The organism is Nocardioides allogilvus (assembly GCF_003047285.1).
In the GTDB taxonomy this organism is placed as follows: domain Bacteria; phylum Actinomycetota; class Actinomycetes; order Propionibacteriales; family Nocardioidaceae; genus Nocardioides; species Nocardioides allogilvus.
In genome coordinates, this window is record NZ_PZYX01000006.1 from 143,750 (window position 1) to 156,941 (window position 13,192).

Below are 13,192 nucleotides of genomic sequence, written 5' to 3' on the forward strand. Positions count from 1 at the left end.
CCATGGACTTCTCCCTCTCCCCGCGCGCAGCGGACCTGCAGTCCCGGGTGCGCGCCTTCCTGGACACCGAGATCGAGCCGCTCGAGGCCGACATGCACCAGCGGATCACGCAGGCGCGCGAGAGTGGGGGCGACAACTGGACGCCGGACCCGCGGATCAAGGAGCTGCAGGCGAAGGCCCGCGAGCAGGGGTTGTGGAACCTCTTCCTGCCTGCGGAGCACGCCGGGTCGTACGCCGCTGACTTCGGCACCGACGGCGGCGAGGGACTGAGCAACGTCGACTACGCACCGCTCGCCGAGGTGATGGGGAGGTCGTTCCTCGCCCCGCTGGTCTTCAACTCGAACGCTCCCGACACCGGCAACATGGAGGTGCTGCTGCGCTACGGCACCGACGAGCAGAAGAAGCAGTGGCTCGAGCCACTGCTGCGCGCGGAGATCCGCAGCGCCTTCTGCATGACCGAGCCCGACGTCGCGTCCTCCGACGCGACCAACATGGAGGCCACCGCGGTCGTCGACGGCGACGAGGTCGTCATCAACGGACGCAAGTGGTTCTCCACCGGCATCGGCAACCCGGAGTGCAAGGTCCTGGTCTTCATGGGCCTGACCAACCCCGACGCAGACCGGCACTCGCGGCACACGATGGTGCTGGTCCCTCGCGATGCTCCGGGCGTCAAGGTCGAGCGGATGCTCAGCACGATGGGCTACTACGACGAGCCGCTCGGCCACGGCGAGGTGTCCTTCGACAACGTGCGGGTGCCGGTCGCCAACATCCTGCTCGGTGAGGGCCGCGCGTTCGAGATCGCCCAGGGCCGCCTCGGCCCCGGCCGCGTCCACCACTGCATGCGCGCCGTCGGCCTCGCCGAGCGCGCCCTCGAGCTCGCCTGCGCCCGGGCGACGAGCCGCACCGCCTTCGGCAAGCCGCTGGCCAACCTCGGCGGCAACCGCGAGCGCATCGCCGACGCCCGGATCGCGATCAACCGCTCGCGCCTCCTCGTCATGCACGCCGCCTGGCTGCTCGACCAGGGGATGTCGATGGCCGCACTGTCGGCCGTCAGCGAGATCAAGGTCGAGGTGCCCAACATGGCCCTCGACGTCATCGACATGGCGATCCAGCTGCACGGCGGCGGCGGCATGACCGACGACTTCCCGCTTGCGGGGGCGTACGTCGGAGCCCGCTCGCTGCGCCTGGCCGACGGCCCCGACGAGGTGCACCGCAACGTGATCGCCAAGATCGAGCTGGGCAAGACCCGATGAGCCGGCGGGTCCTGGTCACCGGCGCCGCGTCCGGCCTCGGTGCCGCGCTCACCGCCGCGTTCCGCGCTCGCGGCGACGAGGTGCTCGCCACCGACCGGGTGACCGGCGACGGCATCGACCTCGTCCTCGACATCACCTCCGACGACGACTGGGCTGCTGCCAGGACGACCGTCGAGGAGCGCTGGGGCGGGCTCGACGTGCTGGTCAACAACGCCGGCGTCGCCGGTGGCGGCCGGATCGAGCTGTGCTCGATCGACGACTGGCGCTGGATCACCGAGATCAACCTCTTCGGGGTGGTCCGCGGCGTGCAGACCTTCACGCCGATGCTCAAGGCCCAGCGCTCCGGCCACATCGTCAACGTCGCCTCGCTCGCCGGCCTGGTGCACCCGGGTGGGATGGGCTCCTACAACGCGGTCAAGGCCGCGGTCGTGGCGTTCACCGAGACTTGCGGGCACGAGCTCGCCGGGTTCGGGGTCAAGGCAAGCGCTGTGTGCCCGTCCTACTTCCGGACCAACCTCGTCGACTCCATGCAGGGCGCCGATGAGGCGGTCGGCAAGGTGATCGGCAACCTCGTGGCCACCTCGAAGGTGAGCGCGGACGACATCGCCTCGGCCGTCCTGGCGGGCATGGATGCCGGTGAGGACGTGATCGTCCCCGACGAGGCAGCTCGCCAGGCCTACTTCCTGAAGTGGGCCGACCGACCGGCGTACGACGAAGTGATGAGGCACCAGGCCGCGCGACTGGAGGAGCTGTCATGACCTCTGCCGTACGCGACGAGGACGCCTTCGACGTCGACGCGGTCGCGCAGTGGCTGAAGGCGCAAGGTGTCGAGGGACCGATCGAGGAGGTCCGCCAGTTCTCGGGCGGGGCCTCCAACCTGACCTACCTGCTGCGGGTCCCCGGGCGCGAGCTGATCCTGCGCCGCGCACCGCAGGGGACGAAGGCCAAGGGCGCGCACGACATGCGCCGCGAGTTCACGATCCAGTCGGCGCTCGCGCCGGTCTTCCCCTACGTCGCCCCGATGGTCGGCTTCTGCGACGACTCTTCGGTCATCGGCGGCGACTTCTACGCCATGGGCCGCATCGACGGCCTGATCCCGCGCAGCACCTGGCCCGCCGACGTCCCGCTGTCGCCCGAGCAGGCCCTGCAGCTGTGCCTCAACGTCGTCGAGGTGTACGCCGAGCTGCACACCGTCGACGCCTCGGCAGCCGGTCTGAGTGATCTCGGGAAGGGCACCGGCTACGTCCGGCGGCAGGTCGAGGGCTGGTCGACGCGCTACCGCAACGCGCACACGCCGGACAACCCGGAGTTCACCGAGGTGATGGCCTGGCTGGACGCGAACCAGCCCGAGGACATCGCCAACTGCGTGATCCACAACGACTTCAAGGTCGACAACATCGTCTTCTCCCACGACGACCCGACGCGCGTCATCGGCGTCCTGGACTGGGAGATGGCCACGCTCGGCGACCCGTTGATGGACGTCGGCGGAGCACTGGCGTTCTGGATCCAGGCCGACGACTCCGACGAGCTGAAGCTGACCAAGCGGGTGCCGACCGATCTGCCGGGGATGATCACGCGTGAGGAGTTCGTGCAGGCCTACTGCGAGCGGATGGGCTTCACGCTCACGCCCGAGCAGTGGCGGTTCTACGAGGTGTTCGGACTGTTCCGCAACGCCGTGATCGCCCAGCAGATCTACTACCGCTACTTCCACAAGCAGACGAGCAACGAGATGTTCGCGCTCTTCGGACCGGGCGTGCAGATCCTGGACCGCCGGATCGCGGAGCTGCTCACGTGAGCCGGATCCTCCTGGTGCGGCACGGCCAGGCGTCGTGGGGTGCGGCCGACTACGACCAGCTGTCCGACCTCGGCGCTTCCCAAGCGCGTACGCTCGGCGCCGCCCTCGCAGCGCAGGGCATCACGCCCGACGTGCTGGTCTCGGGTGGGATGAAGCGGCACTCGCAGACGGCCGCCGGGGTGTGCGACGGAGCCGGATGGGACCTGCCGGTCACCGTCGACACCGGCTGGGACGAGTTCGACCACCTCCAGGTCCTCGAACGCCACCCGGCCCCCGAGGGCGTGGACATCACCTCCGACCCGCGCGCGTTCCAGCGCTGGTTCGAGGGCGCCACGTCCCGCTGGACCGGCGGCGAGCACGACGACTACGACGAGTCCTTCGCCGACTTCTCCACGCGCGTCTCCGCCGCTCTCGACCGGGCCGTCGCCGCGCTCGAACCGAAGGCCACGGCCGTCGTCTTCACCAGCGGCGGCCCGATCGCGTGGGCGGCCGCAGCCCGCCTCGACGGCGGCGCGCACCTGTGGCTGCGCCTCAACCAGGTGACGATCAACGCCTCCGTCACCAGCTTCGTCGTCGGCGCCCGCGGCGCCACGATGCTCGCCTACAACGAGCACACGCATCTCTCCCCCGAGCACCAGACCTACCGATAGGACCCCCGCATGCCCACCGTCTTGATCACCGGCGCTTCCGCAGGACTCGGCGCCGAGATGGCGCGCCAGTTCGCCGCGCTCGGCTACGACCTCGCGCTGTGCGCGCGCCGCACCGACCGGCTCGAGGAGCTGGCCGCCTCGCTGACCGACGTCAAGGTGTCCGTGAAGGCGCTCGACGTCAACGACCACGACGCCGTCTTCCGGGTCTTCGACGAGTTCAAGGCGGAGTTCGGCACCCTCGACAAGATCGTCGTCAACGCCGGACTCGGCAAGGGCCAGCCCCTCGGCACCGGCCGATTCGACGCCAACCTCGAGACCGCGCAGACCAACTTCATCGGCGCGCTCGCCCAGACCGAGGCGGCGGCGAAGATCTTCCGCGAGCAGAACGCCGGCCAGCTGGTGATGATCTCCTCGATCTCCGCCCTGCGCGGGATGCCGAAGAACATCACCACGTACGCCGCCACGAAGGCCGCCGTCGCGCACCTGGCCGAGGGCTTCCGCGCCGACGTGCTGGGCACCCCGATCAAGGTGACGGTGCTCTACCCGGGCTACATCGTCTCCGAGATGAGTGCCACCTCGAAGACCACTCCCCTCGTCGCCTCGACCGAGAAGGGCGTGCGCGCCATGGTCTCGGCGATCGAGAAGCAGAAGGCGTCGGCCCGTGTCCCGAGCTGGCCGTGGGTGCCCGTCGGGTTCGCGCTCGAGCACCTGCCCCTCCCGCTCGCGCGGAAGCTGATGGGCTGAGGCTCAGCGACCGCCGCGGGCGTCGAGGGCGTCGGTGAGCAGGCCGACCAGCGCTTCGAGCTGTACGTCGACGGACGAGGCGATCTCGTCGGCGCCGTCGAGCGCCCGGGCGGCGAGTCCGGCCTTGGAGTCGATCAGCTCGGCGATCTTGGAGTCGATCGTCTGCGCGGCGATGATCCGCCACGCGGTGACCGGCTCGGACTGACCGATGCGGTGGATCCGGTCGATCGCCTGGGTCTGCTCGGCGTCGGTCCACGACAGCTCCGCGAGCACCATGTTGGAGGCGACCTGGAGGTTCAGGCCGACACCGGCAGCGGTGAGCGAGCAGACGATGATCGAGGTCTCGGGGTCGTTGGTGAACGACTCGATGGCCGCGGCGCGGGCCTTGGCGGTCTGGTCGCCACGGATGGAGACGAAGTTGATCCCGCGCTTGGCGAAGCTCGCCTGCGCCTCGTCCATCACGTCGATGTGCTTGGCGAAGAAGACGACCTTGCCGACGTTGCGCGCCAGCTGGGCGGTGTAGTCGGCGGCGAGACCGGCCTTGGCCTGGCCGATCCGGCGCATCATCGAGAAGACGTTCTCGCCGTCCTTGGCCGACTCCATGTCCTCGCGCTCCCACTTGGCGACGCGGCGGACGAGCTCGGTGTCGATGCCGTCGAACACGACGTTGGTGGTGCGGGCCTCGAGAGCCGCGTCGTAGCGCTTCACCAGACGACGCGACAGCTCGCGCTCGGCGTCGCGGATCGAGCGACCCTCGGCACCCTCGAGCTCGACCGGGAGATCGGCCACCCGGCGGGCAGGGATGTCGGCGGCGACGTCGATCTTCTTGCGACGGACGATGCCCATCTCGATCACGGAACGTCGCGCGTTGGGGTAGAACCCCGGCTCACCCGGCATCAGCCCGGTGTCCTCGAGCTTGTTCATCAGCTCGGCCAGCGGCTTGTGGTCGTCGATCCAGCCGAGGAACTGCCAGATCGCGCGGAAGTCCTCGATGTCGTTGATCAGCGGCGTGCCGGTCAGCGCCATCAGCAGCGGCCGCGCGATGCGGGTGCGGATGCGCTGCGAGAGCTCGAGGACGTGCTGCGAGCGCTGCGAGGACTTGTTCTTGATGAAGTGGGCCTCGTCGACGACCATGCCGCGGAAGCCGTGGTTGCCGAGCCAGCCGACGTGGCGGTCGAGGACCTCGTAGTTGACGACCACGATGTCGGCGAAGCCGTCCATCTCCTCGCCGTCGCCGTGGATCACGGTGACGGAGCGGTTGGGCGTCCACAGGCTGACCTCGTGGGCCCAGTTGGCCTTGACGACGTTGGGTACGACGACGAGCAGCGGCCAGGCCTGGGCGGCCTGCGCAGCGAGCAGCGCCTGGGCGGTCTTGCCCAGACCGGGCTCGTCGGCGAGCAGGAAGGTGCGGTGGCCGGCTGCGGCGGCGGCCACGAGCTGGGCCTGGTGGGCCATGAGCGGCACGCCGGGCACGGTCACCGGGTCGGGCAGCCGCATGCAGGCGGCGGCCCCGCCCCCGACGTACTCGAAGGACTTGAAGAGCGGCTCGAGCAGCTCCCAGTTGGCGAGGCGTCGCGCCTCGACGCGGCGCGCGTCGGCGGCGGAGAAGTCGGGGGCCAGGAACGGGTTGGCGAGCTGGCGGGAGATCACGGACTGCGGGGTGACCCGGCGCCCGGTCGTGGTCGCGGCCGTCTCGGGCTTGGGCGGCTCGACCTCCTCGGGGACGTCCATGCCGCCCGACTTGAGCATCTGGCGCTTGAGGGCGCGGGCGCCCTCGGAGATCTCGGCGTCCTCGGCCAGCAGCTGCAGCAGCGAGGTGTCGCGCGCGGCGGTCTTGGCCAGGATCGTGGCGATCCCGTCGAGCCGCTTGAGCTGCTCGGCCTTGCGCGCCTCGCCGATCTCGGTCTCGGCGTTGAGGCGGTTGCGCTCGTCGCGCACCAGCAGCGCCACGACCTGGAAGGTCGCGCGGCCGTGGGGGGCGACCTTGCCGCGCTCGGCGGCCTGCTCGACCTCACGGACGGAGCGCGCGAGCACCGGGATGATGCCCTCGTTGTCCTTGCGGATCACCTTGGTGCCCCCGCGACGTGCGGTGGATGTGCGTCGGCTTCGCTGAGCCACTCAATTCCTCCTCGAGATGCTCGCCACGCCCCACGGCGGGCAAGCACTACCTGCGTCGCAGGAGACCCGGGGCGACGCTTCGGGCCTCGTGACAGAGCGCCACGTGCGGCACCGGATGAGCCGGGGCTCCGTCACCTGATCGGGTTGATCGAGCGACGAAGGCGGTGCCCATACTACCTCCCCACCATCTGAAAGCGTGCACCCCCGCACACGCGGGCGTGCGAGGCTGAGCCCATGACCGATGCGGTACGGCGCGGGCGGCCCGGCTACGACCAGGAGACCGTGCTCCGGCGCGCGATCGACCTCTTCAACCGGCAGGGCTACGACGCGACCAGCATGGGCGACCTCGCCCGCGAGCTCGGCCTGACCAAGTCGGCGATCTACCACCACGTGCCGAGCAAGGAGCACCTCCTCGCCTCCGGTCTCGACGAGGCGCTGGACGCGCTGAGCAGCACCGTGACCGCCATCGCGGCCACCAGCGAGCGACCGGCTGAGGCCCGCCTGCGGACCGCGATCCGCTCCTCGGTCGAGATCCTGGTCGATCACCTCCCGGCGGTGACCCTGCTGCTGCGCGCCCGCGGCAACAGCGAGGTGGAGCAGGCCGCCCTCGACCGGCGCCGGGCCATCGACGACGCGCTCGCCGAGCTGGTGCGCGACGCCGTACGCGAAGGCAGCCTGCGCACCGACATCGATCCGGAGCTGATCAGCCGGCTGCTCTTCGGGATGGTGAACGGCCTGGTCGAGTGGTTCCACCCGGACGGCGAGGTCGCCGCCGAGGTGCTCGCCGACGCGATCACCGGGATCGCCTTCGACGGGCTCACGCGTCGAAGTCGACACTGACCTCGTCGGAGACCGGGAACGTCTGGCAGGTCAGGACGTAGCCGCGCGCGACCTCGTCGTCGTCGAGGGCGTAGTTGCGGCGCATGTCCACCTCGCCGCTGACGAGCTTGGCCCGGCAGGTGCCGCACACGCCGCCCTTGCAGGCGAAGGGCAGGTCGTTGCGCGTCGCGGCGGCGCCGTCGAGGATCGTCGACCCGCACGGCATCGGCGCGGTCGTGGTGCGAGCGTCGAGGGAGATCGTCACGTCGCTGACGTCGCCCTCCGCGACGGGTTCGAGCCGCTCGAGCTCGGGCGGCGGCTCGTCGACGTAGAACAGCTCGAAGTGCACGCGCTCGGCCGGGACGCCGAGCTCGGCGAGCACCTCGCGCGCATCGGCGATCAACCCGAAGGGACCGCACAGCCAGACGTGGTCCACTCCCCCGACCGGCACCAGCGTGGTCAGCAGCCGCCGCAGCCGGTCGGCGTCGAGCCGGCCGGAGAACAGCTCCACGTCGCGCGGCTCGCGCGACAGCACGTGCACGAGCTCGAGCCGGTGGCGGTAGCGGTTCTTCAGGTCCGCCAGCTCCTCGGCGAACATCACGGTGTTGGTGTGCCGGTTGCCGTACAGCAAGGTCACCTGGGAATCGGGGTTGCGCAGGACGGTCGAGGCGATCGAGAGCATCGGCGTGATGCCCGAGCCGGCGGCGATGCAGAGGTGGCGCCCGGGCAGGTCCTCGCTCGCGGCGAACGAGCCGCTCGGCGTCTGCACCTCGATCACGTCGCCCGGCTTCACGTCGCGGATCAGCCAGCGGGAGAACAATCCCTCCGGGATCTCGCGTACGCCGATGCGCGGGGCCGCTCCCGCCGGAGCGCAGATGGAGTAGGAGCGTCGGTGCTCGGTGCCGTCGATCATGCGCCGCAGCGTGAGCGACTGGCCGGCGTCGAAGTCGAACTCATCGCCCAAGCCGTCGGGCACGTCGAAGGTGATGGCCGCCGAGTCGTCGGTCAGGGGCTCGACCTTGGCGACGGTGAGCGGGTGGAAGGTGCCGCGCGCCATCCTCAGATCTCCTTCACGTGCTCGAACGGCTCGAGGCAGTCAGTGCACTGGTAGAGCGCCTTGCAGGCGGTGGGTCCGAACTCGGAGGTGAGCCGGACGGCCGCACTGCCGCAGCGTGGGCAGTCGATCGCCCGCCGGGTCGGAACGAGGGTCAGCGGGATCGGGCCCGTGGGCGCCGGGCCGGGCGCGGAGAGCCCGTGGGCCTTCAGTTTGCGTCGCCCGCGCTCGGTGATCCAGTCGCTGGACCACGCGGGGCTGAGGCTGACCCGCACGTCGACGTCGGCATAGCCGGCGGTGTGCAAGGCATGGCGTAGGTCGTCCCGCATCGTCGCCATCGCCGGGCAGCCGGAATAGGTCGGCGTGATGGTGACCGTGACGTGCTCGCCGTCCTCGGCGACGTCGCGCAGCACGCCGAGGTCGACGAGGGTCAGCATCGGCATCTCGGGGTCGGTGACGGTGGCCGCGACCGCTAGCGCGCTCATGACGTCACCACTTCCCCATCGGGTGGGCGCGGGCGACGACCTGCAGCTCGGCGAGCAGGTGTCCCATCGCCTCGGTGTGCTGGCCCTCGCGGCCGAGCGGGCGGGTGCCCGACGGCGGCAGGTCGGGACGCTCGAGGCCGCTCGTGGCGAGGACGTGGTCAACGACGGCGTCGACCTCGGGCTCCAGGACTCGCGGGTCGACCCCGAACGCCTGCCTCGCGGCCACGGCCTCGACGTCGGAGCAGCGGAACAGCTCGGCGTACGTCGGCCAGACCGTCTGCAGCCCGGCGAGCAGCCGGCGACGCGACTCGTCGGTGCCCTGGGCGAGCGTGACGAACCAGCGGGCGGCGTAGTCGCGGTGGTAGGTGACCTCCTTGACGCCCTTCGCGGCGATGGCGGCCAGCACCGGGTCGACGCTGGGGACCAGGCCTTGCAGCAGCGCGAGCCGGTGCGTCGCGAACAGCAGCAGGCGCGCGATCGTGACGGCGAAGTCGCCGTTGACGGCCTCGACGAAGCGGACGTTGCGGAAGGCCAGCTCGTCGCGGAAGAACGCGAGCGCGTCCTCGGCCGGGACGGGCGAGCCCTCGGGCAGGCCCGGCACCACGCCGGCGTCGGCAGCCGCCGCCCGGGCGAGCAGGAGTCGCGCCTGGCCGAGCAGGTCGAGCGCGATGTTGGCCAGCGCGATGTCGTCCTCGAGGTCGGGCGCGTTGCTGGTCCACTCCGAGAGCCGGTGGGCGTAGACCAACGCGTCGTCACCGAGCATCAGGCAGTAGGCCGCCAGCGTCGCGCCGTCGACGCCCGCGGGGATCGTCGTGTCGACGCCCGCGAGCGGGTCCTCGAAGTCGGTCCCGAAGGCCCACTGCGAGGGGTCGCCGCCGAGCAGTCCGTCGTAGACGGAGTCGTGGTCGAGGTCGAGGTCGTGGGATTCCATGGCGTTCACATGTGGGGGACGTCGTCGGGGATGGCGTAGAAGGTCGGGTGCCGGTAGACCTTGTCGCCGGCCGGCGCGAAGAGCGGGTCCTTCTCGTCGGGGCTGGAGGCGACGATCAGGTCGGCGCGGACCGCCCAGATGCTGACGCCCTCGTTGCGGCGGGTGTAGACGTCGCGGGCGTGGCGCAGCGCCATCTCGTCGTCGGCCGCGTGCAGCGAGCCGACGTGGACGTGGTTGAGGCCGCGCTTGCCGCGCACGAAGATCTCGTAGAGGGGCCACTCGGGCTGGACGGTCATCAGGCCTCCTTGGCAGCGAAGGCGGTGGCTGCTTCGCGCACCCAGGCCCCTTCGTCGTGGGCGCGCTTGCGGTGCGCGATGCGCTGGGCGTTGCAGGGGCCGGAGCCGGCGACGACGGCCGCGAACTCGTGCCAGTCGGGCTGGCCGAAGTCGTGGTGGCCGCGCTCCTCGTTCCACGCGAGGTCCGGGTCGGGCAACGTGACACCGAGGGCCCTGGCCTGTGGGACGGACATGTCGACGAACTTCTGCCGCAGGTCGTCGTTGGTGTCGCGCTTGATCCCCCACGCCATCGACTGCGCGGTGTTGGGCGACTCGGCGTCGGGCGGGCCGAACATCATCAGCGCCGGCCACCAGAAGCGGTCGACCGACTCCTGCACCATCGCGCGCTGCTCGTCGGTGCCGCTCATCATCGTCATCAGCAGCTCGAAGCCCTGGCGCTGGTGGAAGGACTCCTCCTTGCAGATGCGGATCATCGCGCGGCCATAGGGGCCGTAGGAGGTGCGGCACAGCGGCACCTGGTTGCAGATCGCTGCGCCGTCGACCAGCCAGCCGATGGTGCCGACGTCGGCGTAGGACAGGGCGGGGTAGTTGAAGATCGAGGAGTACTTCTGCCGGCCGTCGATCAGCTTCTGGGTCAGCTCGCCGCGGGTGACGCCGAGCGTCTCGCAGGCGGAGTAGAGGTAGAGCCCGTGTCCGGCCTCGTCCTGCACCTTGGCGAGCAGGATCGCCTTGCGACGCAGGCTCGGGGCGCGGGTGAGCCAGTTGCCCTCGGGCTGCATGCCGATGATCTCGGAGTGGGCGTGCTGCGCGACCTGGCGCACGACGGTGGCGCGGTACTTCTCCGGCATCCAGTCGCGCGGCTCGATGCGGTCGTGGCGCTCGATGGTGCGCTCGAAGTCGGCTTGCCTGTCGGCTTGCACGGTGTCCGTCACGGCGACCTTCCTTATTTACAGACCGATCGGTCGGTAATAGTCTGGCACGGTGACCTCAGACACCGCAATGCTCGCCAGCTACTCCTGCGGCACCTGGTTCCGCGCGACCGACGAGGGCGAGCCCCTCCTCGACGCGAGCACCGGGGAGGAGGTCGCGCGGATCTCCTCGACCGGCCTCGACCTCGCCGCGATGACCGCCCATGCGCGCGAGATCGGCGGGCCCGCGGTCCGCGCCCTGACCTTCCACGAGCGCGCCGCCGCCCTCAAGGCGATGGCGAAGATGCTCGGGGAGCACAAGGACGAGTTCTACGCCCTGTCCGCCCGCACCGGCGCGACGCAGCGGGACTCGATGGTCGACATCGACGGCGGCATCGGCACGGTCTTCTCGATCGCGTCGAAGGGCACCCGCGAGCTGCCCAACGACGTCGTCGTCCTCGACGGCCAGCCCGAACGGCTCGGCCGCGAGGGCACCTTCCTGGGGCAGCACCTCTACACGTCGCGCCCCGGCGTCGCCGTACAGATCAATGCGTTCAACTTCCCGGTCTGGGGCATGCTCGAGAAGCTCGCGCCGGCCTTCCTCGCCGGCCTCCCGACGATCGTCAAGCCCGCGAGCCAGACGGCCTACGTGACCGAGGCCGTCGTCCGCCGCATCATCGACTCGGGACTCTTGCCGGAGGGCAGCCTGCAGCTGCTGTGCGGGTCGCCGGCCGGGTTGCTCGACGAGCTCGGTGCGCAGGACTCGGTCGCCTTCACCGGCTCCGCCTCGACCGGCGCCCACCTGCGCCAGCACCCGTCGGTGCTGCACGGCGGCGTGCAGCTCGGCATCGAGGCCGACTCCCTGAACTGCTCCATCCTCGGCACCGACGTGGGTGTCGACGAGCCCGAGTTCGAGTTGTTCGTCAAGGGCGTCATCACCGAGATGACGGTCAAGGCCGGCCAGAAGTGCACCGCCATCCGGCGGGTGCTCGTGCCGGAGACCATCGCCGACGACGTGGTGGCCGCGATCTCCGCGCGACTCGCGGAGATCACCGTCGGGCACCCGACCAGCGACGGCGTCCGCATGGGCGCCCTCGCCTCGCTCGCCCAGCGCGACGAGGTCCGCAAGGCAGTCCAGGCGCTGCGTGCCTCCGCCGAGATCGTCTTCGGCAACCCCGACGTCGTCGAGGTCGTCGACGCCGACGCGGAGACCGGCGCCTTCATGTCACCGGTCCTGCTGCGCGCCCACCCCGGCGCCAGCGAGCCGCACGACATCGAGCCCTTCGGCCCGGTCGCGACGGTCATCTCGTACGCCGACCTCGACGACGCCGTCCGGCTGGCGGCGCGCGGACAGGGCAGCCTCGTGGGTTCGATCGTCACCCACGACCCGGCCGTCGCGCGCGCCGTCACCCTCGGCCTCGCGCCGTGGCACGGGCGGCTGCTCGTGCTCGACCGGACCAGCGCGGCCGAGTCGACCGGACACGGCTCTCCCCTGCCTGTCCTGGTGCACGGCGGGCCGGGCCGGGCCGGCGGTGGCGAGGAGCTCGGCGGCATCCGGGCCGTGCTGCACCACATGCAGCGCTCGGCAATCCAGGGCTCCCCCGACATGCTCACTGCGATCACCGGGCAGTGGATCAGCGGCTCCACCCGCACGGAGACCGACGTCCACCCCTTCCGCAAATCGCTCGCGGACCTCGCGATCGGCGACACGATCAGCTCGGCGACGCGCACGGTCACGCTCGACGACATCGAGCACTTCGCGGAGTTCACCGGCGACACGTTCTACGCCCACACCGACGAGGAGGCGGCTGCCAAGAACCCGCTGTTCGGCGGGATCGTGGCCCACGGCTACCTCGTCGTCTCGCTCGCGGCCGGCCTCTTCGTCGACCCCGACCCGGGCCCGGTGCTCGCCAACTTCGGCGTCGACCGGCTGCGGTTCCTGACGCCGGTCAAGGCCGACGACTCGATCCAGGTCACCTTGACGGTCAAGCAGATCACCCCGCGATCCAATGCCGACTACGGCGAGGTCCGCTGGGACGCGACGGTCGTCAACGCCTCCGGAGAGCCCGTGGCGACGTACGACGTGCTGACACTGGTCGCGAAGACCTGGCCCGCCTGACGCCTTGTTTCTCTGCCAGA

At 70.6% G+C, this 13,192-nt stretch carries 13 protein-coding genes; 7 read left to right on the plus strand and 6 right to left on the minus strand.

All coding sequences use genetic code 11. The annotated features are described in order from the left end of the window. The first annotated feature begins 2 nt into the window (after positions 1–2). From C9J87_RS11425 to C9J87_RS11445, 5 genes are read left to right on the plus strand one after another with little or no spacing between them, the layout of a single operon-like run. Positions 3–1,253, plus strand: coding sequence for an acyl-CoA dehydrogenase family protein (locus C9J87_RS11425; RefSeq protein ID WP_010832336.1), 1,251 nt, complete (start codon positions 3–5; stop codon positions 1,251–1,253). Then, complete coding sequence (locus C9J87_RS11430; RefSeq protein WP_010832335.1) at positions 1,250–2,011, plus strand: SDR family NAD(P)-dependent oxidoreductase; 762 nt, start codon at positions 1,250–1,252, stop codon at positions 2,009–2,011. The genes C9J87_RS11425 and C9J87_RS11430 overlap by 4 nt, the downstream gene beginning before the upstream one ends. Beyond that, on the plus strand, positions 2,008–3,048 hold the full coding sequence (locus C9J87_RS11435) for a phosphotransferase family protein (RefSeq protein WP_107705583.1): 1,041 nt from the start codon (positions 2,008–2,010) through the stop codon (positions 3,046–3,048). The genes C9J87_RS11430 and C9J87_RS11435 overlap by 4 nt, the downstream gene beginning before the upstream one ends. Beyond that, positions 3,045–3,698, plus strand: coding sequence for a histidine phosphatase family protein (locus C9J87_RS11440; RefSeq protein WP_107705584.1), 654 nt, complete (start codon positions 3,045–3,047; stop codon positions 3,696–3,698). Before C9J87_RS11435 ends, C9J87_RS11440 begins: the two co-directional genes overlap by 4 nt. 9 nt (positions 3,699–3,707) lie before the next feature. After that, positions 3,708–4,442, plus strand: coding sequence for an SDR family oxidoreductase (locus tag C9J87_RS11445; RefSeq protein ID WP_010832332.1), 735 nt, complete (start codon positions 3,708–3,710; stop codon positions 4,440–4,442). A 3-nt stretch (positions 4,443–4,445) separates the two neighbouring features. Here C9J87_RS11445 and C9J87_RS11450 read toward each other — a convergent pair whose 3' ends face one another. Continuing rightward, positions 4,446–6,560, minus strand: coding sequence for a DEAD/DEAH box helicase (locus C9J87_RS11450; protein ID WP_107705585.1), 2,115 nt, complete (start codon positions 6,558–6,560; stop codon positions 4,446–4,448). A 234-nt stretch (positions 6,561–6,794) separates the two neighbouring features. Here C9J87_RS11450 and C9J87_RS11455 point away from each other — a divergent pair, with 234 nt between their 5' ends. Then, a complete protein-coding gene (locus tag C9J87_RS11455) occupies positions 6,795–7,400 on the plus strand; it encodes a TetR/AcrR family transcriptional regulator (protein ID WP_010832330.1) in 606 nt (201 codons plus the stop codon). On the opposite strand, the gene paaE is transcribed toward C9J87_RS11455, so the two are convergent. From paaE to paaA, 5 genes are read right to left on the minus strand one after another with little or no spacing between them, the layout of a single operon-like run. Then, positions 7,378–8,436 carry a 1,2-phenylacetyl-CoA epoxidase subunit PaaE gene (paaE, locus tag C9J87_RS11460; RefSeq protein WP_010832329.1) on the minus strand — a complete coding sequence of 353 codons (1,059 nt, stop codon included), beginning with the start codon at positions 8,434–8,436 and terminating at the stop codon, positions 7,378–7,380. The genes C9J87_RS11455 and paaE overlap by 23 nt on opposite strands. 2 nt (positions 8,437–8,438) lie before the next feature. Further along, positions 8,439–8,918, minus strand: coding sequence for a 1,2-phenylacetyl-CoA epoxidase subunit PaaD (gene paaD, locus C9J87_RS11465; protein ID WP_010832328.1), 480 nt, complete (start codon positions 8,916–8,918; stop codon positions 8,439–8,441). A 4-nt stretch (positions 8,919–8,922) separates the two neighbouring features. After that, positions 8,923–9,849: a 1,2-phenylacetyl-CoA epoxidase subunit PaaC gene (paaC, locus tag C9J87_RS11470; RefSeq protein WP_107705586.1), complete on the minus strand. Its 927-nt coding sequence runs from the start codon at positions 9,847–9,849 to the stop codon at positions 8,923–8,925. Positions 9,850–9,854: 5 nt separating this feature from the next. Beyond that, a complete protein-coding gene (gene paaB / locus C9J87_RS11475) occupies positions 9,855–10,145 on the minus strand; it encodes a 1,2-phenylacetyl-CoA epoxidase subunit PaaB (RefSeq protein ID WP_010832326.1) in 291 nt (96 codons plus the stop codon). Then, positions 10,145–11,077 carry a 1,2-phenylacetyl-CoA epoxidase subunit PaaA gene (gene paaA / locus C9J87_RS11480; protein WP_107705587.1) on the minus strand — a complete coding sequence of 311 codons (933 nt, stop codon included), beginning with the start codon at positions 11,075–11,077 and terminating at the stop codon, positions 10,145–10,147. The genes paaB and paaA overlap by 1 nt, the downstream gene beginning before the upstream one ends. Before the next feature lie 49 nt (positions 11,078–11,126). Between paaA and paaZ the strand changes: the two genes are divergently transcribed. Next, on the plus strand, positions 11,127–13,172 hold the full coding sequence (gene paaZ / locus C9J87_RS11485) for a phenylacetic acid degradation bifunctional protein PaaZ (protein WP_232820031.1): 2,046 nt from the start codon (positions 11,127–11,129) through the stop codon (positions 13,170–13,172). Positions 13,173–13,192: the final 20 nt, after the last annotated feature.

Coding starts and splice junctions, on each gene's coding strand:
- paaB (WP_010832326.1), bottom strand. CDS start 10,145: ATGACCGTCCAGCCCGAGTGGCCCCTCTACGAGATCTTCGTGCGCGGC.
- C9J87_RS11430 (WP_010832335.1), top strand. CDS start 1,250: ATGAGCCGGCGGGTCCTGGTCACCGGCGCCGCGTCCGGCCTCGGTGCC.
- paaC (WP_107705586.1), bottom strand. CDS start 9,849: ATGGAATCCCACGACCTCGACCTCGACCACGACTCCGTCTACGACGGA.
- C9J87_RS11425 (WP_010832336.1), top strand. CDS start 3: ATGGACTTCTCCCTCTCCCCGCGCGCAGCGGACCTGCAGTCCCGGGTG.
- paaD (WP_010832328.1), bottom strand. CDS start 8,918: ATGAGCGCGCTAGCGGTCGCGGCCACCGTCACCGACCCCGAGATGCCG.
- C9J87_RS11445 (WP_010832332.1), top strand. CDS start 3,708: ATGCCCACCGTCTTGATCACCGGCGCTTCCGCAGGACTCGGCGCCGAG.
- C9J87_RS11435 (WP_107705583.1), top strand. CDS start 2,008: ATGACCTCTGCCGTACGCGACGAGGACGCCTTCGACGTCGACGCGGTC.
- C9J87_RS11455 (WP_010832330.1), top strand. CDS start 6,795: ATGACCGATGCGGTACGGCGCGGGCGGCCCGGCTACGACCAGGAGACC.
- paaE (WP_010832329.1), bottom strand. CDS start 8,436: ATGGCGCGCGGCACCTTCCACCCGCTCACCGTCGCCAAGGTCGAGCCC.